This window comes from Pandoraea cepalis, from assembly GCF_902459625.1.
In the GTDB taxonomy this organism is placed as follows: domain Bacteria; phylum Pseudomonadota; class Gammaproteobacteria; order Burkholderiales; family Burkholderiaceae; genus Pandoraea; species Pandoraea cepalis.
This window is the reverse complement of sequence record NZ_CABPRY010000002.1, coordinates 1-20,113: the sequence shown is the minus strand read 5'-3', so window position 1 is coordinate 20,113 and position 20,113 is coordinate 1. Positions and strand designations below refer to the sequence as shown.

Genomic DNA, 20,113 nt, shown 5'->3' with positions numbered 1-20,113 from the left:
TTACCTTGAGTCCTGCTTTGCGAAAAGGCGACATTGTCATTTCACAAGGTCGCCGATTCGCGGGCCCCGGGCCTCGTCAGCGCAGCTTCAGCGTCGACAGACCGATCAGCACCAGCATCAGCGTGATGATCCAGAAGCGAACCACCACCTGCGTTTCCTTCCATCCGGACAATTCGAAGTGGTGGTGCAGCGGCGCCATCTTGAAGATGCGTCGTCCTTCTCCGAAGCGCCGTTTCGTGTACTTGAACCAGGTCACCTGCAGCATCACCGACAACGTTTCCACCACGAACACGCCCCCCATCACAAAGAGCACGACTTCCTGACGTACGATCACGGCCACCGTGCCGAGCGCGCCGCCGAGCGCCAGGGCCCCCACGTCGCCCATGAACACCTGGGCCGGGTGTGTGTTGAACCAGAGGAACGCAAGCCCCGCGCCCGACATCGCCGAACAGAACACGAGCAATTCGCCCGCGCCCGGAATGTGCGGGAACAGCAGGTATTTCGAGTACACGACGTTACCCATCACATACGCGAACACGCCGAGGGCCGCGCCGACCAACACGACCGGCATGATGACGAGACCGTCGAGACCGTCGGTCAGGTTCACTGCGTTGGACGAGCCGACGATGACGAAGTACGTGAGCGCGATGAAACCGAACACGCCCAGCGGGTAGCTCATCGTCTTGAAGAACGGCACGATGAAGTCGGCCTTCGGGGGCAGATCGAGCGGGAAGCCGTTACGCACCCAACTGATGAACAGCTCGAAGACCTTCAGGTTGCTCGTCTCCGACACAGAGAACGCCAGATAGATCGCGGCAAACAGGCCAATGATCGACTGCCAGAAGTACTTCTCGCGCGACGACATGCCGCGCGGGTCCTTGTAGACGACCTTCCGGTAATCGTCGATCCAGCCGATGATGCCGAAGCCCAGCGTAACGGTCAGTACGATCCAGATGAAGCGGTTGCTCAGGTCCGCCCACAGCAGCGTGGCGACCGTGATGCCGATGAGAATCAGCACCCCGCCCATCGTGGGCGTGCCCGACTTCACCAGGTGAGTCTGCGGGCCATCGGTACGCACCGCCTGGCCCACCTTCATTTCGGCGAGCTTGCGGATGACCATCGGCCCGAACGCGAGCCCGATCACCAGCGCCGTGAGGCTTGCCATCACGGCCCGAAACGTCAGGTAGTTGAACACGCGCAAATAGCTCGCATCCGCTTGCAGCCATTGCGCCAACGTCAGCAACATTCCATCAATCCTTTATCACTTGGCAGGGGCGTTGCCGCCCCCGCTTTCACTCGTCGCGCGCAACTGCTCAAGCACGCGCTCCATCCGCATGAAGCGGCTTCCCTTGACCAATATCGTGGCCGGCGCGCTCAACGTGGCATTCAGCTCGGCCACGAGCGGCGCCACATCCGTCACGTCGGAAAAATGCTCGCCGCCGTCGCCGAAGGCCGCGACACTGGCTGTCGTTTGCTCGCCCATCGCGAGCAAACGATCGATACCGCGCTGGGCGGCGTACTCGCCCACCTCGCGGTGAAACGCCGGTCCGTTGTCGCCGACTTCGCCCATGTCGCCGAGCACCAGCACCCGTGGGGCCGGCGTCTGCGCCAGAACGTCGATCGCGGCGCGGACCGAATCGGGGTTCGCATTATAGGTGTCATCGATCAATGTGACACCCGCGAGCGGCCCCTTGGAGAGCGTTGACACCTGGAGACGGCCTTTGACGGCGGAAAACCCTTCGAGTGCCCGCACGATCGAGCCAATGTCGACATGCGCCCCCAACGCACAGGCAATCGCAGCCAACGCGTTACGCGCGTTGTGCTCGCCGAGCAGCGGCAATGCGAGCGAGAACTCACCGGCCGGCGACGCCACACGTAGTACGCGCGTGGCGACGTCGTAGCGTCCCGTGACAGCGGCGCGGCCATCTAGCGCGAAGTCGAGTACACGGCGCTTGCCTGCGATCTCGCGCCACATCGGCGCAAATTCGCTCTCCGCCGGGAATACGGCAACCCCGTCGTGGGACAGCGCTGCCAGCACGGCTGAATGCTCTTCGGCGACAGCGGCCACGCTCACCATGAACTCTTGATGTTCTCGCTGCGCGTTGTTGATGACGGCCACCGTCGGTTGTGCAATCGCCGCGAGATACGCCGTTTCGCCGGGGTGATTCATGCCCAGTTCCAGCACCGCCAGCTTGTCGCTGTCCTTCAGACGGAACAGCGTGAGCGGCAGGCCAATGTCGTTGTTCAGGTTGCCGGCAGTCGCCAGACGCGCCTCGGCCCCCACCGCCTCGGCGAAGATCGCCGAGATCATTTCCTTGACGGTCGTCTTGCCGTTACTGCCGGTGACGGCGACCACGGGAATCGCAAAGCGGCGGCGCCACGCGGCCGCCAGCTCGCCCAGCGCGATGCGCGTGTCGGGCACGATGAGCGCCGGCGTCGCGAACCCCTCCGGCACGCGCGACGCGACCACGGCGGCCGCCCCTGCACGCGCCACGTCGGCCAGGAAGTCGTGCGCGTCGAAGCGCTCGCCCTGGATCGCCACGAACAGATCGCCCGGCTGCACCGAGCGGCTGTCGGTCACGATGCGCGCAAAGGCGGTCGCTGGTGCGCCCGTCACGCGCGAATCGCGCACGGCGGCCTGGGCATCGCTCAATCGCCACATCATCGTCATTCGCCACCTCCGCGCACGGTGGTCGCACGCGCGGCGAGTGCCAGACGTGCATGCTCCTGATCGGAGAACGGCCGTTTCTTACCCATGATTTCCTGCGTACTTTCGTGTCCCTTGCCGGCGATGAGCACGACATCGGCGCCTTGCGCACCGCGCACGGCCTGCAGAATCGCGCTCGCCCGGTCTTCGATACAGCGTGCCGCGTCCGGGTGCGCAAGGCCCGCGGCGATTTGCGCCATGATGTCGGCCGGCACTTCCGTGCGCGGGTTGTCGCTCGTGAGCACGACGGCGTCGGCCAGGCGCTCCGCCACTGCGCCCATTTGCGGACGCTTGCCCGTATCGCGGTCACCACCGCAGCCGAACACACAGACGAGCTTGCCGCCACGCGCCGAAGCGACCGGCCGCAACGCGTCGAGCGTCTTGTCGAGTGCGTCGGGGGTGTGCGCGTAGTCGATGACGACCAGCGGCTGCCCCGGCTGTCCGATTTGCTCCATACGCCCGGACACGGGGGTGAGTGCGGCGAGCCCGGCAATGGCGGCGTCTTGCGGCACCCCGGCGGCGAGCGCCGCACCCAGCACGGCGAGCGCGTTGCTCACATTGAATTCGCCGATGAGCGGCACGGTGATCTGCTGACTGTGATCGCCGAGATACAGCGTGAAGCGCGTACCTGCAGTGGTCGCGCGGATATCCTCGGCGCGCAGCACAACGTTGCCATGCGCCGACTTCGCGTCGCCATGCAGGCCGTATTCATAGACCGGCGTCTTCCCGGCCAGACGCGCGAGCAGGCGTTGCCCCATCGCATCGTCGCGATTGATGACGGCCGCCTTGAGGCCCGGCCAGTCGAACAGACGTGTCTTCGCCGCCTCGTACTCGGCCATCGTGCCGTGGTAATCGAGATGGTCTTGCGTCAGATTGGTAAAGACAGCGATGTCGAAGGCCACGCCGTTCACGCGTCCCTGGTGGAGACCGTGCGACGACACTTCCATCGCGACCGCCGCCGCACCCTGCGCCCGCAGGTCGCTCAGGCTGCGTTGCAACTGGACCGCATCGGGCGTGGTGAATCCGGTCACCGTCAGATGCCCGGGAAAACCGCTGCCCAGCGTGCCGATCACCGCGCTGCGCTTGCCCGCTTTCGACAACAGTTGCGCGATCCACTGGCTGCACGATGTCTTGCCGTTCGTGCCGGTTACGCCCAGCGTCGTCATGCCAACGCTCGGCTCACCGCACCAGAGCGCCGCCAGCGGGCCCGCCAGCCAGTCAAGTCGCGGCACGCCGAACGCCGGCACGTTCGCGAGGCTGGCCAGCGACGCCGGCCAGGTGAAGTCATCGCTCTGCCAAAGCACTGCGGCAGCGCCGCGCTCCACGGCGTCGGCGATGAAACCGCGGCTGTCGGCGCCTTTGACGGCGTACGCGACGAAAACATCACCCGACGTCACGCGACGGCTGTCGGCCTGCAGCGCCGCACCGGCCGGCACTGTCAGGCGCAGCCAGTCCCACGCCTGCGTCAGCGTGGCGCGCTCGGCGGCATCTGCGATGAGCGCGAGCGTGGCGGGGTTATGCGGCGTCGGGGTCACGGTGCCCATGGCTCGCTCTCCTCTACCTTGTCGCTCACGACGAGCTTCGTGACCGGCGAATCCGGCACCACATTCAACGCGCGCAACGTGCCGCCCACGATCGCCGCGAACGCCGGACCGGCGGCCACGCCACCGTAGTGCGACCCGCGCCCCGGCTCGTCGAGCGTGACGGCCACGATGATGCGCGGCTCGGACATCGGCGCCATGCCAACGAACGACGCGCGATATTTGCTCTTGTCGTATCCCTTGCCCGACTGCTTGTACGCCGTGCCGGTCTTGCCACCGACGCGATAGCCGATCACTTGCGCCCGCGTGGCGGTACCGCCGGGCGACGTCACCATTTCCAGCATCTTGCGCACTTCGCGGGCCGTCGCGGGAGAAATCACCGGCGTGCCCTTCACGACGCTGCCATCTGTCTTGTAGATGGAGATCGGCAGCAGCTCGCCGTCATGCGCGAACACGGTATAGGCGCGCGCCAGTTGAATCAGCGACGCCGACAGGCCATAGCCGTAGCCCATCGTCGCCTGCTCGATCGGACGCCAGCTCTTGGCCGGACGCAAACGCCCCGCCACCGCGCCGGGGAAACCGATCTTCGGCGCTTGGCCGAGGCCGACGCTCGTGAACATGTCCCACATTTCTTGCGGCCTCATCTGCAGCGCGATCTTGGCCGTGCCGATGTTGCTGGACTTCTGGATGACGCCCGCCACGGTAAGCAGACCGTAGTCGTGCGTGTCCGTGATGTTCGCCCCGAAGAAGTTCGCCCGGCCGGTCGTCATGACGGTCGACGTCGGCGTCACGTGCCCATTTTCGAGGGCAGCGGCGATGGTGATCGGCTTCATGATCGAGCCCGGCTCGAACGTGTCGGTCATCACCCGGTTGCGCAACTGCGCGCCGGTCAGGTTGGTGCGGTTGTTGGGGTTGTACGTCGGCAGGTTCGCGAGCGCCAGCACTTCACCCGTGCGTACATCGAGTACCACGGCGCTGCCGGCCTTCGCACCCGTGCGCTCGATGGCGTCTTTCAGTTCGCTGTAGGCGAGGAACTGGATCTTGCTGTCGATCGAGAGCGTGATGTCATGGCCGTCGCGCGGCTGCGCCAGGATGTCGACCCCTTCGACCACCCGGCCGAGACGGTCCTTGATGACGCGACGGCTTCCCGGCGTGGCCGCCAGATCCTTCTGCATCGACAACTCGACGCCTTCCTGCCCGATGTCTTCCACGTTCGTGAAGCCGACCACGTGGGCCGTGATCTCGCCTTCCGGATAGAAACGCTTGTATTCCTTGCGCTGGTACACGCCCGGGATGTCCAGATCGGCGACCTGCTTGGCCACGTCCGGCAACACCTGGCGCTTCACATAGACGAAGCTCTTTTCCTGATTCAGCTTCCGGCGCAGATCCGGCTCGCCCATCTCGAGCAGACGCGCGAGCTGGCGCACCTGTTGCGTCGAGATATCGTCGGGCACGTCTTCGGGAATGGCCCAGATGGCCTTGACGGGCAGACTGGTGGCAAGCACCTGTCCGTTACGGTCGAACACTTTTCCGCGCGTGGCGGACATCTCCAGTGTGCGTTCGTAACGGCTCTCACCCTGGCGCTGATAGAAGGCGTTGCCCGGGCCCTGAATCCAGAAGGCGCGCGCGACCAGCGATCCGAACGCACCGAATATCACGAAGACGAGCATCTTCGATCGCCACATCGGCAGACGCACGGACAGGACCGGGCTGGCAGAGAACTGCACATCCTTGGTCTTGGCCTTGGCGTCCTTGCGGCGATTCATCGCTTGCCTCCGCTCTCGGGCGCGGACGCGGCACTCGCGCTCGGCACCGGCACGTCGACCATCGCGCCGGCGCTACCGGCCGGTGCGGACAGATATTGCGTGCGACCGGGCGAGACGGCCTGCATTTTCAGGTCGTTGCGCGCAACGCTTTCGATGCGGGCGCTCTTGCTTTGTGCGCTCTGTTCGTACTGGAGGCGATCCCAGTCCTGCAACAATTGATGCTCGAGCGCCTGCTCGCGATTGAGTTCGACGAACGTACCGCGTGCCCGATACTGGGCATTGATCAGCGACAGCGCGCAGCCGATGAGCAACACGAGCAGAAGCGCATTGAGCCGGCTCATGGCGACACCCGCTCCATGACCCGCATGATCGCCGAGCGCGAACGCGGGTTTGCCTCCACCTCGGCGGCGGACGGCTTGATCTTGCGGCTGGCCTTGAACGGCGGCTCGGGAATTTCGTGGGCGCGCAAGGGCACGCGGCGATCCACCACCGGCGCACTCGAGCGCGCTTGCATGAAGCGCTTCACGATGCGGTCTTCCAGCGAATGAAAGCTGATCGCCACGAGTCTGCCTCCCGTTTCGAGGACATCGGCTGCTACCTCGAGGGCTATCTGCAAGTCCGCAAGCTCTTGATTGACGTGAATCCGTAGAGCCTGAAAGGTGCGTGTTGCCGGGTCCTTGCCCTTCTCACGGGTCTTGACGGCGCCCGCCACGATCTCGGCAAGCTCGCGTGTGCTGACGAGTGGACCGAGGCGATCGGCGTTTGCCCGGCGAGCAACAAGCGCCTTTGCAATCTGAAAAGCAAACCGTTCTTCCCCATAGTCCTTGATGACCTCCGTCATGTCTTCCAGCGTTGCCCGGGCCAGCCAATCGGCGGCCGACTCACCGCGCGTGGGATCCATGCGCATGTCGAGCGGGCCGTCGAAACGAAAACTGAATCCGCGCGCGGGGTCGTCGACCTGCGGTGACGACACGCCCAGATCCAGCAACACCCCCGACACCTTGTCGATACCGCGGCGGGCTAGCGCCTCGCGCAACGTCGCAAAGCTGTCGTGTTCAATCGAAAATCGCGGATCGGCAATTTTTGCCGCCTCCGCGATCGCTTGGGGATCCTTGTCGAACGCGATCAGCCTCCCCTTGGCGCCCAGCCGCTCGAGAAGCCTGCGACTGTGCCCGCCGCGGCCGAAGGTGCCGTCGACGTAGACGCCGTCGTCGCGCCACAGCAAGGCATCCACGGCCTCCTCAAGCAGGACCGTGCGGTGCTGCATAACCGTTTCCACCGCGTGCGTCATGCTCGTCGGACCACCTGATCTGTCAAAAAGTGAAGTTTTTCAATGCATCCGGCATGCCTTGCGCCATCGCTGCCTGTTCCTTGGCGGCGTACGTCGCGGCATCCCAGAGTTCAAAGTGACTGCCCATGCCCAGCAGCATGACTTCCTTGTCCATGCCCGCGGCCGCGCGCAACTCGGGCGCCACCAGGACACGGCCCGCCGAATCCATCTCGACGTCGGCGGCGTTGCCCAGGAAGATGCGTCGCCACCAGTGCGCGTCCATCGGCAGTGCGGCGATCTTGCCGCGGAAGATTTCCCATTCGGGACGCGGGAACAGCAGCAGACATCCGTCGGGGTGCTTGGTGATCGTCACCTTGCCTTGCGCATCGCCTTGCAGCACGTCACGATGCCGGGCCGGAATCGACATCCGTCCCTTCGCATCCAGTGAAAGTGCCGAGGCTCCCTGAAACACATGCGCTCCCGTGAGGTTTCGTCCGCCTGCCCGTCATGCCGAAAGAGAAAGATTTTGTGCCCTACACCACACAAAAATACACTTTCTCACACTATTTCCCACTTTAGAGGAGAGTGTTTGGGCGGTCAAGCGTTTCACCGGAATTTCGGAGGGAATTTGTCAGACAGAACAATGACTTAGCTCACTTTCCTAAAGCCGGAAAACGGAATTTTGTCAGGAAAATTAAAGACATAACTGCGATAGTGAATGTGGAACCTCAAACTTTAGATGCCGCCTCGCGGGAGGCCCGCCAGCACTATCGCTAGCGAGTAGTGCGCACTTACGCCGAGCCAAAGCGCGGCAACTGCCGGTTGGCGCGCGCCACACGAGGGGAAGATCGACACGGGAGGTAGGGGTCAATCGAGGAAACGCTTCAGGGGCTCTATTCAAGTGCTCTATTTCGGGTGCTCAATTCCAACTGCTCTATATATAGTAGGCCGTCGTCGTCATGACTTTCGCGGCAGCACGCATTACGTGCTGTACGGGGGCGGGCAGTTCAATCCCGCCGGCGTCGCGCGCCGCCTGACCGTGCGCGATCTCGTCGCGTCGCATCTGGTCGACGATGGCGCGCGAGCGCAGGTCATGCGACGGCAAGTCGTCGAGATGGCTATCCAGATGGTGCTCCACCTGCCGCTCCGTCTCCGAGACGAACCCCAGGCTAACCCTGTCGCCGCACTTGCCTGCGACAAACCCAATGGCAAACGCGCCGGCATACCAAAGCGGGTTGAGCAGGCTCGGGCGCGAGCCGAGTTCCGAGAGACGGTGCGCCGTCCAGGCGAGGTGATCTTCTTCCTCCTTGCCGGCGTGCTCGAAGGCGGAACGCAGCTCCGGGCGTTTTGTCGCCAGCTTCTGTGCCTGATAAAGCGCCTGCGCGCAAACCTCCCCCACGTGATTCACGCGCATGAGACCCGCCACATGGCGCCGCTCTTGCGGCGTCAATGCGTCGTCGCCGATCGATGCGTCACCCGATATAGATGCGGGAGAAGCATCGGCAGCAGGTGTCGGGCGAGAGGCTTGCGTAACGCCGGCGATCGCTCGCAGGCCGCGGTCAAGTTCGGAGATCAGGCTGTCGGAAAACATCGTACTTTCAACTCACTTCGTTTTTTCACTATGTGGGACGTCAGACGATTGCATCACGTCCGTCACGGATGATACGCGCCTTTGTCCGGCGCGCCTTGCGCGGGCGCAAAGGCACGAAAGCCCCGCTGGACGCCGGTTTGCGGGCTGTTGCGTAAACGAAACAAAGGACGCCGCAAACCCGCGCAAAACGGGCCTTTTCCTTTGCCGCCCACAGTGAATTTGTTACATTACGTCCAACTTCTCGCGAAGTTGATTAGCAAGGACGTTATCACTAGTGACCTTGTTAAACAAATCTCACAATCCTTTGGAGATCACTCAATGAAAAAGTCGCTTCTCGCTCTGGGTGTGCTCGGCGCATTCGCTGGCGCTGCTCACGCTCAAAGCAGCGTGACCCTGTACGGTATCATCGACGGTGGCTTCACGTACGTGAACAAGACGGGCGGCAACATTGCCGGCACCGCGCAAACCGCCAAGAACATCTCGCTGAACAGCGGCAACCTGCAAGGTTCGCGTTGGGGCCTGAAGGGCGCTGAAGATCTGGGCGGCGGCCTGAAGGCGATCTTCGTGTTGGAAAGCGGCTTCAACGTCAACAACGGCATGTCGGCTCAAGGCGGTCGCCTGTTCGGTCGTCAAGCTTACGTTGGCCTGAGCAGCGCAACGGCTGGCACGGTGTCGATCGGTCGTCAGTACGACTCCGTGGTTGACTTCGTTGGCCCGTTCGCTTCGGGTAGCCAATGGGCAACGTATTCGGGCGCTCACCCGTTCGATAACGACAACCTGAACAACTCGTTCCGCGTCAACAACTCGATCAAGTACACGACCGCCAACTACAACGGCTTCAGCGCTGGCGCTCTGTACGGCTTCTCGAACTCGGCTAACAACGGTTCGACGGGCACGGGCTTCGCGAACAACCGTGCATGGTCGGTTGGTATGGGCTACGCCAACGGTCCGTTGACCTTGGGCGCTGGCTACTTGTACCTCGGCGCACCGGGCAGCAACTCGAGCGGCGTGCTGCTGAGCGGCGACCAGAACACTGCGATGTCGGCTGGCGGCACGAGCGACAAGGCATACATTGCTTCGGCAGGCGGTTCGTACGCCTTCGGCCCGGCCACGGTTGGCCTGGTCTACAGCCACAGCAAGTATGACTACATCGGCGGTGGCAGCTGGAAGTTCGACAACGTCGAACTGAACGGCAAGTACATGCTGACCCCGGCTCTGCAACTGGGCCTGGCTTACACGTACACCTGGACGAAGCTGGCATCGGGCACGACCGACCTGTCGCCGAAGTACCACCAAGTCAACCTGGGCGTCGACTACTTCCTGTCGAAGCGCACGGACACGTACCTGGTTGGTCTGTGGCAACACGCCAACAACGACGCTCCTGGCGGCGCGTCGATGAACGGCCAAGGTTTCGCGCAAAGCACGAACCAGTTCGCCGTTACGGCTGGTATCCGTCACAAGTTCTAAGCTGACTGCTTCTGTCACTTAGGCTTTGACGAAAGGGCACCTTCGGGTGCCCTTTTTTTATGGGTGCTGGCGAAGAAGCAACTGCTGCCGCCGTTTGCCGTTTGCCGTTTGCCGTTTGCCGTTTGCCGTTTGCCGTTTGCCGTTTGCCGTTTGCCGTTTGCCGTTTGCCAGCATAGCGTACGCCAGAACTTCGTATCGACCCCAGCTTGACCGATGGTTTATTTCAAACCTAAAATTTCCATACTGTAAATTTTACGTTGCCCACCATGAGCCTCGCCGATGCCGACTCTCTCGATCTCGAAACCCGAGCCCACGATCGCGAGCACGATGCCCTGCGGCTATGGCTGCGCCTCCTCACCTGCGCCAATATGATCGAGACGGATATCCGCTCGCGTTTGCGCCAGGATTTCGATTGCACGCTGCCTCGCTTCGATCTGCTCGCACAACTCGACCGACATCCCGAGGGGCTGAAGATGGGGGAGCTTAGCAAGCGGATGATGGTCACCGGCGGAAACGTCACGGGCATTACCGATCAGTTGGAAAAGGAAGGCTGGGTAACGCGCCAGACGGTCGCCAACGACCGGCGCGCCTTTCTGATCAAGCTCACGCCACGCGGCAAGAAGGCGTTCTCCGATATGGCTCGTGCTCATGAACAGTGGATCGAGCAGCGCCTGGGAAAGCTGTCGGAAGACAGGCAGAAGCAACTATATGCCCTGCTGGGCGACCTGAAGTCGGTGATTGCCTGAGAGGGGTGCGAGGCGCCGTGTTCCATTTGAAACGGCGATACCTACGTTCACTATGGATCCGGGATCTCCAACGTTCGACCTGTGCCGCGTTAACGCTCAAGGCTCGGCGTCGCACCTCGCCCTTCGCCCTTCGCCCTTCGCCCCTAGCCCCTAGCCCCTAGCCCCTAGCCCCTAGCCCCTAGCCCCTAGCCCTTCGCCCGTCGCCCTTCGAGCGTCAAGCGTCGAACGCCGGGCTCTGATGCTCGGATCCGGATTCTGCGGTATTCCTCAGACAGTCTATCGCCGCGCCTGCATCGGCTTGTCGAGCAAGTCGCGCGCTGCGGCGGCCGCCGGGGTGCTGTCTAGCGCGGTGAGCGCTGCAATGCGCTCGGCCTCTGACCGCTTCGATAAGGTTTTGACGGCGGCATAAAAGGCCGGCAGGTCGTCATGCTCTTCCGCCAGCATCGCCATGAACGCCGGCACCCACTGGTTATACGTCGCGAACGATCCGATTTTGGCGTTATTCAAGTGCGAGGCAAACCAAAGGTCAAACCCCTTGTATCCCCCCCAGGACGCCTTCAACCGCTCGTAGTCAGCGCGCATGCTGGCGAACAGCGCGTCCTTGGTCGCGATCTTCTGCGCGTTCGTTTCCGAGCCGTCGTACAGGGTTTCCAAGCGCTTGCGATAACCCTCCACCAATTGACGGAACTGGCGTCGGTGCGCGTCGTATCGCTCGTATTCCATGGCCGCGTCGGGGTGCGCCGCGAGCCAGCGCCGGACGCCCACGGTTTCCACCGTCACGGCGAAAGACTCGTTGAATGCCGTATCGCCTCGAACAAATAGAATCTGATGCGCGAGTTCATGGAAAATCATCCGAGCCACTTCCGCCCGCGGAAGATAGATGAATGTGTTGAGCAGCGGATCGTCGAAATAGCCCAGCGTCGAATACGCCGGAATCCCCGCGACGAACGTCTCCCAGCCGTCGCGGTGCAACTCGGCCGCATAAGCCTCGGCGGATTCGCGAGAGTAATAGCCCCGATACTCGACGCATCCGACGACCAGCAGGCAGGACTCGCGAAGCTTCAGCGACAGCGCGGGCGCGGCGAAGACGTTGTAGACGACGAACGGTCGCTTGAGGTCCGCATAGCTGCGATAACTTCCGTTGTCCGGCTCACCGAGCGCGGACACGGCATAGCTTCGGATTTGCTCGGCGTCTATCAACCGTGTGCGCAAATGCGGGGCAACCGATGGGTCGGCAAGCAAATCGGACACCGGCTGCGCTTGATGCAACACGGTGAAGTGCCCGTTAATCGACTGCGCGTAGTAACCGACCTGGCCGCATCCGGCAAGACCGAACAGTACCGCCCAACCGGCGCCTAAACCCACGGCGGCGCGAAACATCGAACGCCGGCATGCCGAGAACACCGGGAACGGAGTGAGCATCGCAGCAGGGTTACGCATCGCGGGCTCCTCGGCGTCAGCTCGGCATCGGCAGGCGTGACGACCGGCCTTATGCCGGCGCGACTTCGACCAGGCAATCGTAGAACGTTGGCGCTCGTCCCAGATCGGTCAGCTGCTGGCTGGTGACCTCGTTGGCATTCTTGCCGTCCGGAGCGAGCTTCTTCCACCAGATAGACAGACCCACCACGACGCCTTCACGCGCCTTCTCCGTCACCCGAGCCTTTGCGCTCAAGATGCCTCGATCGTTGAAGATTCGCACATCGCCACCATTCTCAATGCCTCGTGGCGCGGCATCTGAGGGATGAATATCGAGCGTCGGCTCTCCCACCGAGGCGCGCAGGCTATCGACATTCACGAAGCTCGAATTCAGGAAGTGACGGGCGGGCGGTGAAATCATTGCCAGGGGATAGCGTGCCGCCAGATCCGGATTGCTCGCCACTGATTCGTACGGCGGCACCCAGTCGGGTAGCGGATCGAAACCTTCCTGCAACATGCGCTCGGAATAAAACTCACACTTGCCCGATGGCGTGTAGAACTGCCCGTTCGCAAAAGGCGCGTCCGGCAGATCGTATCGGATCCATCCATCACGCTTGAGGGTCTCCCAGTCACTCCCTGCCATGCGAGCATCGTCCCAGCGAATGGATTGCGCGGCCAATTGATCGTCGGTATCGGAGAAACAGGTCTCCTGCCATCCCATGCGCCCCGCCAACAGACGAAAGATTTCCGAGTTGGGCTTGGCTTCGCCGAGCGGCGCAATGGCCGGATTGTTCGCCAGCAGATAGGTATGGCCGTAAGCCTTGTGGATATCCAGATGCTCGAGCTGCGTCGTTGCCGGCAGCACGAAGTCCGCATAATCGGCGGTATCGGTCTGGAAATGTTCCAACACCACGGTGAAGAGATCTTCCCGGGCGAAGCCCGCTGCCACCTTGCCCGACTCCGGTGCCACCGCCACTGGATTGCTGTTGTAGACCACCAGCGCCTCGATCTTCGGCCCGAACGAATCGTCGCCCGGATGGCAAAGAGCATCACCGATCGCGCTCATGTTCACCACGCGGGCCGGTTTTTCCTGATGTGGCCGCAGATCGGGGCGTGCCTGCGCCACCGAATCAACGGGTGCGTAACCCGACGCCGACATCAGCAGCCCGCCCGCCGGATCGCGCCACGCGCCAATCAGCGCCGGCAGGCAGGCGACCGCGCGGGTCGCCTGCCCGCCGCCTCTGGCTCGCTGCATGCCGTAGTTCAGTCGGATCGCCGCAGGCTTCGCGTTCGCATACTCGCGCGCCAATGTCCTGATTGTGTCTTCGGGGATAGCGCAAATTTCCGCGACGCGGGCCGGCGTGTAGCGTCGTACGCGCTCCTTGAGCTGCGCGTAGCCCACTGTGTGTCGCGCAATGTATTCGTGATCAACCAGATCCTCATCGATCAGGACATGCATCATGCCCAATGCCAGCGCCGCGTCCGTGCCTGGCAGCAAGGCAATATGCTGATGGCATTTTTCCGCCGTGAGCGAGCGATAGGGATCGATGGCGATCAACTTCGCACCGCGACGCTTGGCCTCCTGCGCGATGGCCCAGAAATGCACACTCGACGTAATCGGATTGCTGCCCCAGATAAGAATCAGCTTGCTGTCGACAAAGTGTTCGACGTGCATGCCGACGCCAGCACCGTACGTGTATCGCAGGCCCGCAGCACCTGCGCTCGCACAGATCGTGCGATCGAGATCGGACGCGCCGAGCTTGTTGAAGAACCTTGCCGCCATCGACTCGCCTTGGACGAATCCCATCGTGCCAGCATAGCTGTAGGGGAGAATCGCTTCGGGCTCGCGTGCCGCAATCGCCCCCAGTCGCGAGGCGATCTCGTCAAGCGCCTCATCCCAACTGACTGGTACGAATTGCCCGCTACCCTTCGGTCCGACGCGCTTGAGCGGATGCAACAAGCGATCCGGATGATAGGTTCGTTCAGTGTATCGAGAGACTTTCGTACACAAGACGCCCTTGGTCGTCGGATGGTCCGGATCGCCCTGGACCTTGATAGCGACGCCATTTTCCACCGTAACGTGCATGGCGCACGTATCGGGACAGTCATGCGGGCATGCGGCCCGAACGACGCGGGTGTTGGTCGTCATGAAACGACTCCTCTCTTTACGAAATTGCCGCGACCGCCAACGGCGCGACGTTGACGACATTGTATTACGTTCACCCCGCCTAACCCCGCGACACGGTCACTTGCGACATTTTCCAGACGTATCCGATGCAGCGCTCGGACGTTTCCTACCAAGGTGTCAGATCAGGTCATTAGGGGTAAGATGGACTATTGCGCCCCGCAGGAAACCCGAACATGAAGCTCATTCCAGAAATCGACGCCGCTCGCGGCGAAATCCAGACCATCCGACGTGATATTCACGCGCATCCCGAACTGTGCTTCGAAGAGAAGCGCACTTCGGACGTGGTGGCGGATACGCTGACCCAATGGGGTATCCCCATTCATCGCGGACTCGGCAAAACCGGCGTTGTCGGCATCATCAAGCAAGGCAGCAGCGACCGCGCGATCGGTCTGCGCGCCGATATGGATGCGCTGCCGATTCGTGAGGCCAATACGTTCGACCACGCATCAAAACATGAAGGCAAGATGCACGCCTGCGGTCACGATGGTCACACGGCCATGCTGCTTGCCGCCGCGCAGTATCTCCAGACGCATCGCCATTTCGACGGCACCGTCTACCTGATTTTCCAGCCGGCCGAGGAAGGCGGCGGCGGTGCGCGTGAAATGATCAAGGACGGACTGTTCGAGCGCTTCCCCATGCAGGCGGTGTTCGGCATGCACAACTGGCCGGGCGCACCGACTGGCACCTTCGCAGTGACGCCCGGCCCCATGATGGCCTCGAGCAACGAATTCAAGATCACGCTTCGCGGCAAGGGAACCCATGCGGGTATTCCGAATGCCGGCATCGATCCGGTGATTGCGGCCGTTCAGGTGGCGCAGGCGTTGCAAAGCATCATCACGCGCAACAAGCGGCCGATCGACGCCGCGGTGCTCTCCATTACGCAGATCCATGCGGGTGACGCCACAAACGTGGTTCCCGATGTGGCATGGTTGGGCGGCACGGTTCGCACGTTTTCGATCGAGGTACTGGATCTCATCGAGACACGTCTGCGAGAGATTGCCGAATTCGTGGCCAAGGGGTTCGGCTGCTCAGCGGAAATTGAATTCCTTCGCAATTACCCGCCGACGATCAATGATCCGGGCATGGCGGCGCTGTGTGCCGATGTGATGCGCGAGGTAGTCGGCAACGAGAACGTCAACGACGAGGTGGAACCGACGATGGGGGCGGAGGACTTCTCGTTCATGCTCCTGAAGAAGCCGGGCGCGTACGTGTTCATCGGAAACGGCGATGGCACGCACCGGGACAACGGCCATGGCCTGGGTCCGTGCAACCTGCACAATGCCAGTTATGATTTCAACGACGATCTGCTCCCGCTTGGCGGCACTTACTGGGTCAAGCTGGTCGAGACCTATTTTGGACGCAATCCGTAAGCTGCATTGGTCCGCGAGTCAGGCAACAATGAGAAAAGCCGACAAGTGATACTTGCCGGCTTTTTCGCTTTTGATTCGAACGAGATCGCGCTATTTCGCGGCCGTTGTCGTGGGAACACCCTCCGTTTCGAGACGAATGTCACCGTACCACGCGGTGAATTTCGATCGAGTATTGTCGCCGTCGCTCATGATTGCAATGCCGATCAGACGCCCGGGAGGTTCGCCAAACGCTTTCTCGTAATCCCTGGCGATATCGCGAGAATACGTCTGCCATCTTCCAAGGCGCTCCTCACCGCGCTCGACAACGAGGGAGCGAATACGACCGGTATAAGGATTGGTGACGATATCGTCCACCGAGAGTTTATCATCGCCCCAGGTGTACATCAGGGTCGCAAACGGTAAGTCGCGACCGCTGACCATACGCGCCAATTCGCGATGAAGTTGATCTTGCATGGTGAGTTTTGCGGGATCGCCATCGAACGCAAGGGCGATACGTACGGGTGCGTCGTCGAATGCCTTCGTGCGAATGTCGGCACTCGCGGGGATGGCATCCGCACGCCAGCGCCACGTCAGCTTGGCGCCTGGGTACACCGGGATGTCGAGCGTCTGTGCGATGCCAGACGCAGATTTGTCGACCGAGGCGCGAATCACCGCGATGCCGTGGCTATCGATCGTTTGTTCGTAATGGGTGGGCCGTTTGTTGCGGGTGACGAGATACGTCTCCCAGTGCGGGGGCAAACCGTCGGGATTCACAGCGGCGGAAAGGGGAGCAATGTCATCGCTTTGTACCGGCGAAGACAATGCCGAGGCATGTTTCGACGAGGGTCCCGGCAACGTACATCCACCAATTCCCCAGATAACCACGGCGGTTACAACCCATGCCGCTCCCGCACGCCATCTTGCATGGCGCTTGCTTCGATCCTGATTGACCACCTGTTTCGCTCCCCGAACTTCCCCGAACCCCGAGGCCAAATGCTAAGCGAGAAATGGATATCGATCCAGGCGGAATTTCCCAGAAAAGCAAAAACCCCTTGCTACACGAGTTAGCAAGGGGTTTTTAAGGGGAGCCTGACGATTACCTACTTTCACACGGGTATCCGCACTATCATCGGCGTGGAGTTGTTTCACGGTCCTGTTCGGGATGGGAAGGGGTGGTTCCAACTCGCTATGGTCATCAGGCATAACTTGTGTGTTCTGCTGAGCGGGGCTCAACAAAACCAATTCGGAAGAAGCGTAGTACTACGTTGGTTGGGTTGTGAGTTGTATCGGCACATTGCACGACACTCACACCAGGAAAACACACTGGTTATAGGATCAAGCCTCACGGGCAATTAGTATCAGTTAGCTTAACGCATTACTGCGCTTCCACACCTGACCTATCAACGTCCTGGTCTTGAACGACCCTTAAGGGGAATCGAGTTCCCAGGGAAGTCTCATCTTAAGGCGAGTTTCCCGCTTAGATGCTTTCAGCGGTTATCTCTTCCGAACATAGCTACCCGGCGATGCCACTGGCGTGACAACCGGTACACCAGAGGTTCGTCCACTCCGGTCCTCTCGTACTAGGAGCAGCCCCCTTCAAACTTCCAACGCCCACGGCAGATAGGGACCAAACTGTCTCACGACGTTTTAAACCCAGCTCACGTACCTCTTTAAATGGCGAACAGCCATACCCTTGGGACCGGCTACAGCCCCAGGATGAGATGAGCCGACATCGAGGTGCCAAACACCGCCGTCGATATGAACTCTTGGGCGGTATCAGCCTGTTATCCCCAGAGTACCTTTTATCCGTTGAGCGATGGCCCTTCCATACAGAACCACCGGATCACTATGACCTGCTTTCGCACCTGCTCGACTTGTCAGTCTCGCAGTTAAGCACGCTTTTGCCATTGCACTATCAGCACGATTTCCGACCGTACCTAGCGTACCTTCGTACTCCTCCGTTACACTTTGGGAGGAGACCGCCCCAGTCAAACTGCCTACCATGCACTGTCCCCGATCCGGATTACGGACCTAGGTTAGAACCTCAAACAAACCAGGGTGGTATTTCAAGGACGGCTCCACAGAAACTAGCGTTCCTGCTTCAAAGCCTCCCACCTATCCTACACAGACCGGTTCAAAGTCCAATGCAAAGCTACAGTAAAGGTTCATGGGGTCTTTCCGTCTAGCCGCGGGTAGATTGCATCATCACAAACACTTCAACTTCGCTGAGTCTCGGGAGGAGACAGTGTGGCCATCGTTACGCCATTCGTGCAGGTCGGAACTTACCCGACAAGGAATTTCGCTACCTTAGGACCGTTATAGTTACGGCCGCCGTTTACCGGGACTTCAATCAAGAGCTTGCACCCCATCATTTAATCTTCCGGCACCGGGCAGGCGTCACACCCTATACGTCCACTTTCGTGTTTGCAGAGTGCTGTGTTTTTATTAAACAGTCGCAGCCACCAGTTTATTGCAACCCTTTCACCCTCCTGGCGCAGGCCAGTCAAGCTACAAGGGCGTACCTTATCCCGAAGTTACGGTACCAATTTGCCGAGTTCCTTCTCCCGAGTTCTCTCAAGCGCCTTAGAATACTCATCTCGCCCACCTGTGTCGGTTTGCGGTACGGTCTCGTATGACTGAAGCTTAGAGGCTTTTCTTGGAACCACTTCCAATTGCTTCGTACCCGAAGGTACTCGCCCCACAGCCTTGAATTACGCGCCCGGATTTGCCTAAGCGCCTTCTCCACTGCAGGGACCGGGACTTCCAACACCCGGACAACCTTCCGCGATCCGTCCCCCCATCGCATCATACGACGGTGCAGGAATATTAACCTGCTTCCCATCAGCTACGCATCTCTGCCTCGCCTTAGGGGCCGACTCACCCTACGCCGATGAACGTTGCGTAGGAAACCTTGGGCTTACGGCGAGGGGGCCTTTCACCCCCTTTATCGCTACTCATGTCAGCATTCGCACTTCTGATACCTCCAGCATCCTTCACAAGACACCTTCACAGGCTTACAGAACGCTCTCCTACCATGCGAGCAAGCTCGCATCCGCAGCTTCGGTATATTGCTTAGCCCCGTTACATCTTCCGCGCAGGACGACTCGATCAGTGAGCTATTACGCTTTCTTTAAAGGGTGGCTGCTTCTAAGCCAACCTCCTGACTGTTTTAGCCTTCCCACTTCGTTTCCCACTTAGCAATATTTAGGGACCTTAGCTGGCGGTCTGGGTTGTTTCCCTCTTGACACCGGACGTTAGCACCCGATGTCTGTCTCCCGTGATTGCACTCTTCGGTATTCGGAGTTTGCTATGGCGAAGTAATCCGCAATGGACCCTTCAACCATGACAGTGCTCTACCCCCGAAGGTGATACACGAGGCACTACCTAAATAGTTTTCGGAGAGAACCAGCTATTTCCAAGTTTGTTTAGCCTTTCACCCCTATCCACAGCTCATCCCCTAATTTTTCAACATTAGTGGGTTCGGTCCTCCAGTACGTGTTACCGCACCTTCAACCTGGCCATGGATAGATCACTTGGTTTCGGGTCTACACCCAGCGACTGAACGCCCTATTCGGACTCGCTTTCGCTACGCCTTCCCTATTCGGTTAAGCTTGCCACTGAATGTAAGTCGCTGACCCATTATACAAAAGGTACGCAGTCACCCCTTGCGAGGCTCCTACTGTTTGTATGCATGCGGTTTCAGGATCTATTTCACTCCCCTCCCGGGGTTCTTTTCGCCTTTCCCTCACGGTACTGGTTCACTATCGGTCGATTACGAGTATTTAGCCTTGGAGGATGGTCCCCCCATCTTCAGACAGGATTTCACGTGTCCCGCCCTACTTTTCTCAAGCTTAGTTCCACACCAGGGTTTTCTCATACGGGGCTATCACCCACTATGGCCGGACTTTCCATTCCGTTTTGATAACACCGGTGCTAAATCTTGAAGGCTGGTCCCATTTCGCTCGCCACTACTTTGGGAATCTCGGTTGATTTCTTTTCCTGCAGCTACTTAGATGTTTCAGTTCGCCGCGTTCGCTTCACTAGACCTATGTATTCAGTCTAGGATGACCCA

14 protein-coding genes and 2 rRNA genes are annotated in these 20,113 nt (G+C 60.6%); 3 read left to right on the top strand and 13 right to left on the bottom strand.

Annotated elements, in window-relative coordinates; translation table 11 throughout:
• Positions 1-76: 76 nt before the first annotated feature.
• The 8 genes from mraY to coq7 all read right to left on the bottom strand — a co-directional run bounded on the left by mraY (position 77) and on the right by coq7 (position 8,875).
• Positions 77-1,246, bottom strand: a complete 1,170-nt coding sequence (gene mraY / locus PCE31107_RS04965) for a phospho-N-acetylmuramoyl-pentapeptide-transferase (protein ID WP_017234757.1) — start codon at positions 1,244-1,246, stop codon at positions 77-79.
• 15 nt (positions 1,247-1,261) lie between these two features.
• Positions 1,262-2,671, bottom strand: a complete 1,410-nt coding sequence (locus PCE31107_RS04960; protein ID WP_150606949.1) for a UDP-N-acetylmuramoyl-tripeptide--D-alanyl-D-alanine ligase — start codon at positions 2,669-2,671, stop codon at positions 1,262-1,264.
• Entirely contained in the window at positions 2,668-4,251 is a 1,584-nt protein-coding gene (locus PCE31107_RS04955; RefSeq protein WP_150606947.1) for a UDP-N-acetylmuramoyl-L-alanyl-D-glutamate--2,6-diaminopimelate ligase, read from the bottom strand. The genes PCE31107_RS04960 and PCE31107_RS04955 overlap by 4 nt, the downstream gene beginning before the upstream one ends.
• Positions 4,239-6,014 (bottom strand): peptidoglycan D,D-transpeptidase FtsI family protein, encoded by a 1,776-nt coding sequence (locus PCE31107_RS04950; RefSeq protein WP_150606945.1) that lies wholly within the window; start codon positions 6,012-6,014, stop codon positions 4,239-4,241. Before PCE31107_RS04950 ends, PCE31107_RS04955 begins: the two co-directional genes overlap by 13 nt.
• The gene (gene ftsL, locus PCE31107_RS04945) at positions 6,011-6,355 is read right to left on the bottom strand and encodes a cell division protein FtsL (RefSeq protein WP_017234761.1); all 345 of its coding nucleotides are present in this window, start codon (positions 6,353-6,355) and stop codon (positions 6,011-6,013) included. Before ftsL ends, PCE31107_RS04950 begins: the two co-directional genes overlap by 4 nt.
• Entirely contained in the window at positions 6,352-7,281 is a 930-nt protein-coding gene (rsmH, locus tag PCE31107_RS04940) for a 16S rRNA (cytosine(1402)-N(4))-methyltransferase RsmH (RefSeq protein ID WP_425494711.1), read from the bottom strand. Before rsmH ends, ftsL begins: the two co-directional genes overlap by 4 nt.
• Positions 7,282-7,327: 46 nt before the next feature.
• Positions 7,328-7,756, bottom strand: coding sequence for a division/cell wall cluster transcriptional repressor MraZ (mraZ, locus tag PCE31107_RS04935; protein WP_026132111.1), 429 nt, complete (start codon positions 7,754-7,756; stop codon positions 7,328-7,330).
• A gap of 462 nt (positions 7,757-8,218) precedes the next feature.
• Positions 8,219-8,875 (bottom strand): 2-polyprenyl-3-methyl-6-methoxy-1,4-benzoquinone monooxygenase, encoded by a 657-nt coding sequence (gene coq7, locus PCE31107_RS04930; protein ID WP_150606941.1) that lies wholly within the window; start codon positions 8,873-8,875, stop codon positions 8,219-8,221.
• A gap of 318 nt (positions 8,876-9,193) precedes the next feature.
• Between coq7 and PCE31107_RS04925 the strand changes: the two genes are divergently transcribed.
• A complete protein-coding gene (locus tag PCE31107_RS04925) occupies positions 9,194-10,342 on the top strand; it encodes a porin (RefSeq protein WP_130027195.1) in 1,149 nt (382 codons plus the stop codon).
• A gap of 266 nt (positions 10,343-10,608) precedes the next feature.
• Entirely contained in the window at positions 10,609-11,088 is a 480-nt protein-coding gene (locus PCE31107_RS04920) for a MarR family winged helix-turn-helix transcriptional regulator (RefSeq protein WP_150606939.1), read from the top strand.
• Between the two features lie 276 nt (positions 11,089-11,364).
• Here PCE31107_RS04920 and PCE31107_RS04915 read toward each other — a convergent pair whose 3' ends face one another.
• Both PCE31107_RS04915 and PCE31107_RS04910 read right to left on the bottom strand, forming a co-directional pair.
• Entirely contained in the window at positions 11,365-12,528 is a 1,164-nt protein-coding gene (locus PCE31107_RS04915; protein ID WP_246181724.1) for an aminopeptidase, read from the bottom strand.
• Positions 12,529-12,577: 49 nt separating this feature from the next.
• Positions 12,578-14,653 carry a molybdopterin-containing oxidoreductase family protein gene (locus PCE31107_RS04910; RefSeq protein WP_150606937.1) on the bottom strand — a complete coding sequence of 692 codons (2,076 nt, stop codon included), beginning with the start codon at positions 14,651-14,653 and terminating at the stop codon, positions 12,578-12,580.
• Between the two features lie 212 nt (positions 14,654-14,865).
• Between PCE31107_RS04910 and PCE31107_RS04905 the strand changes: the two genes are divergently transcribed.
• Positions 14,866-16,062: a M20 aminoacylase family protein gene (locus PCE31107_RS04905; protein WP_130027202.1), complete on the top strand. Its 1,197-nt coding sequence runs from the start codon at positions 14,866-14,868 to the stop codon at positions 16,060-16,062.
• A 90-nt stretch (positions 16,063-16,152) separates the two neighbouring features.
• Here PCE31107_RS04905 and PCE31107_RS04900 read toward each other — a convergent pair whose 3' ends face one another.
• The 3 genes from PCE31107_RS04900 to PCE31107_RS04890 form a co-directional block, all read right to left on the bottom strand.
• Complete coding sequence (locus tag PCE31107_RS04900; protein WP_174966552.1) at positions 16,153-16,995, bottom strand: DUF3047 domain-containing protein; 843 nt, start codon at positions 16,993-16,995, stop codon at positions 16,153-16,155.
• A gap of 133 nt (positions 16,996-17,128) precedes the next feature.
• Positions 17,129-17,241: ribosomal RNA gene (gene rrf / locus PCE31107_RS04895) — 5S ribosomal RNA — on the bottom strand.
• Positions 17,242-17,372: 131 nt separating this feature from the next.
• Positions 17,373-20,113 (bottom strand): 23S ribosomal RNA (locus tag PCE31107_RS04890); the annotation flags it as partial.

Coding starts and splice junctions, on each gene's coding strand:
- mraY (WP_017234757.1), bottom strand. CDS start 1,246: ATGTTGCTGACGTTGGCGCAATGGCTGCAAGCGGATGCGAGCTATTTG.
- PCE31107_RS04960 (WP_150606949.1), bottom strand. CDS start 2,671: ATGACGATGATGTGGCGATTGAGCGATGCCCAGGCCGCCGTGCGCGAT.
- PCE31107_RS04955 (WP_150606947.1), bottom strand. CDS start 4,251: ATGGGCACCGTGACCCCGACGCCGCATAACCCCGCCACGCTCGCGCTC.
- PCE31107_RS04950 (WP_150606945.1), bottom strand. CDS start 6,014: ATGAATCGCCGCAAGGACGCCAAGGCCAAGACCAAGGATGTGCAGTTC.
- ftsL (WP_017234761.1), bottom strand. CDS start 6,355: ATGAGCCGGCTCAATGCGCTTCTGCTCGTGTTGCTCATCGGCTGCGCG.
- rsmH (WP_425494711.1), bottom strand. CDS start 7,281: ATGCAGCACCGCACGGTCCTGCTTGAGGAGGCCGTGGATGCCTTGCTG.
- coq7 (WP_150606941.1), bottom strand. CDS start 8,875: ATGTTTTCCGACAGCCTGATCTCCGAACTTGACCGCGGCCTGCGAGCG.
- PCE31107_RS04925 (WP_130027195.1), top strand. CDS start 9,194: ATGAAAAAGTCGCTTCTCGCTCTGGGTGTGCTCGGCGCATTCGCTGGC.
- PCE31107_RS04920 (WP_150606939.1), top strand. CDS start 10,609: ATGAGCCTCGCCGATGCCGACTCTCTCGATCTCGAAACCCGAGCCCAC.
- PCE31107_RS04915 (WP_246181724.1), bottom strand. CDS start 12,528: ATGCGTAACCCTGCTGCGATGCTCACTCCGTTCCCGGTGTTCTCGGCA.
- PCE31107_RS04910 (WP_150606937.1), bottom strand. CDS start 14,653: ATGACGACCAACACCCGCGTCGTTCGGGCCGCATGCCCGCATGACTGT.
- PCE31107_RS04905 (WP_130027202.1), top strand. CDS start 14,866: ATGAAGCTCATTCCAGAAATCGACGCCGCTCGCGGCGAAATCCAGACC.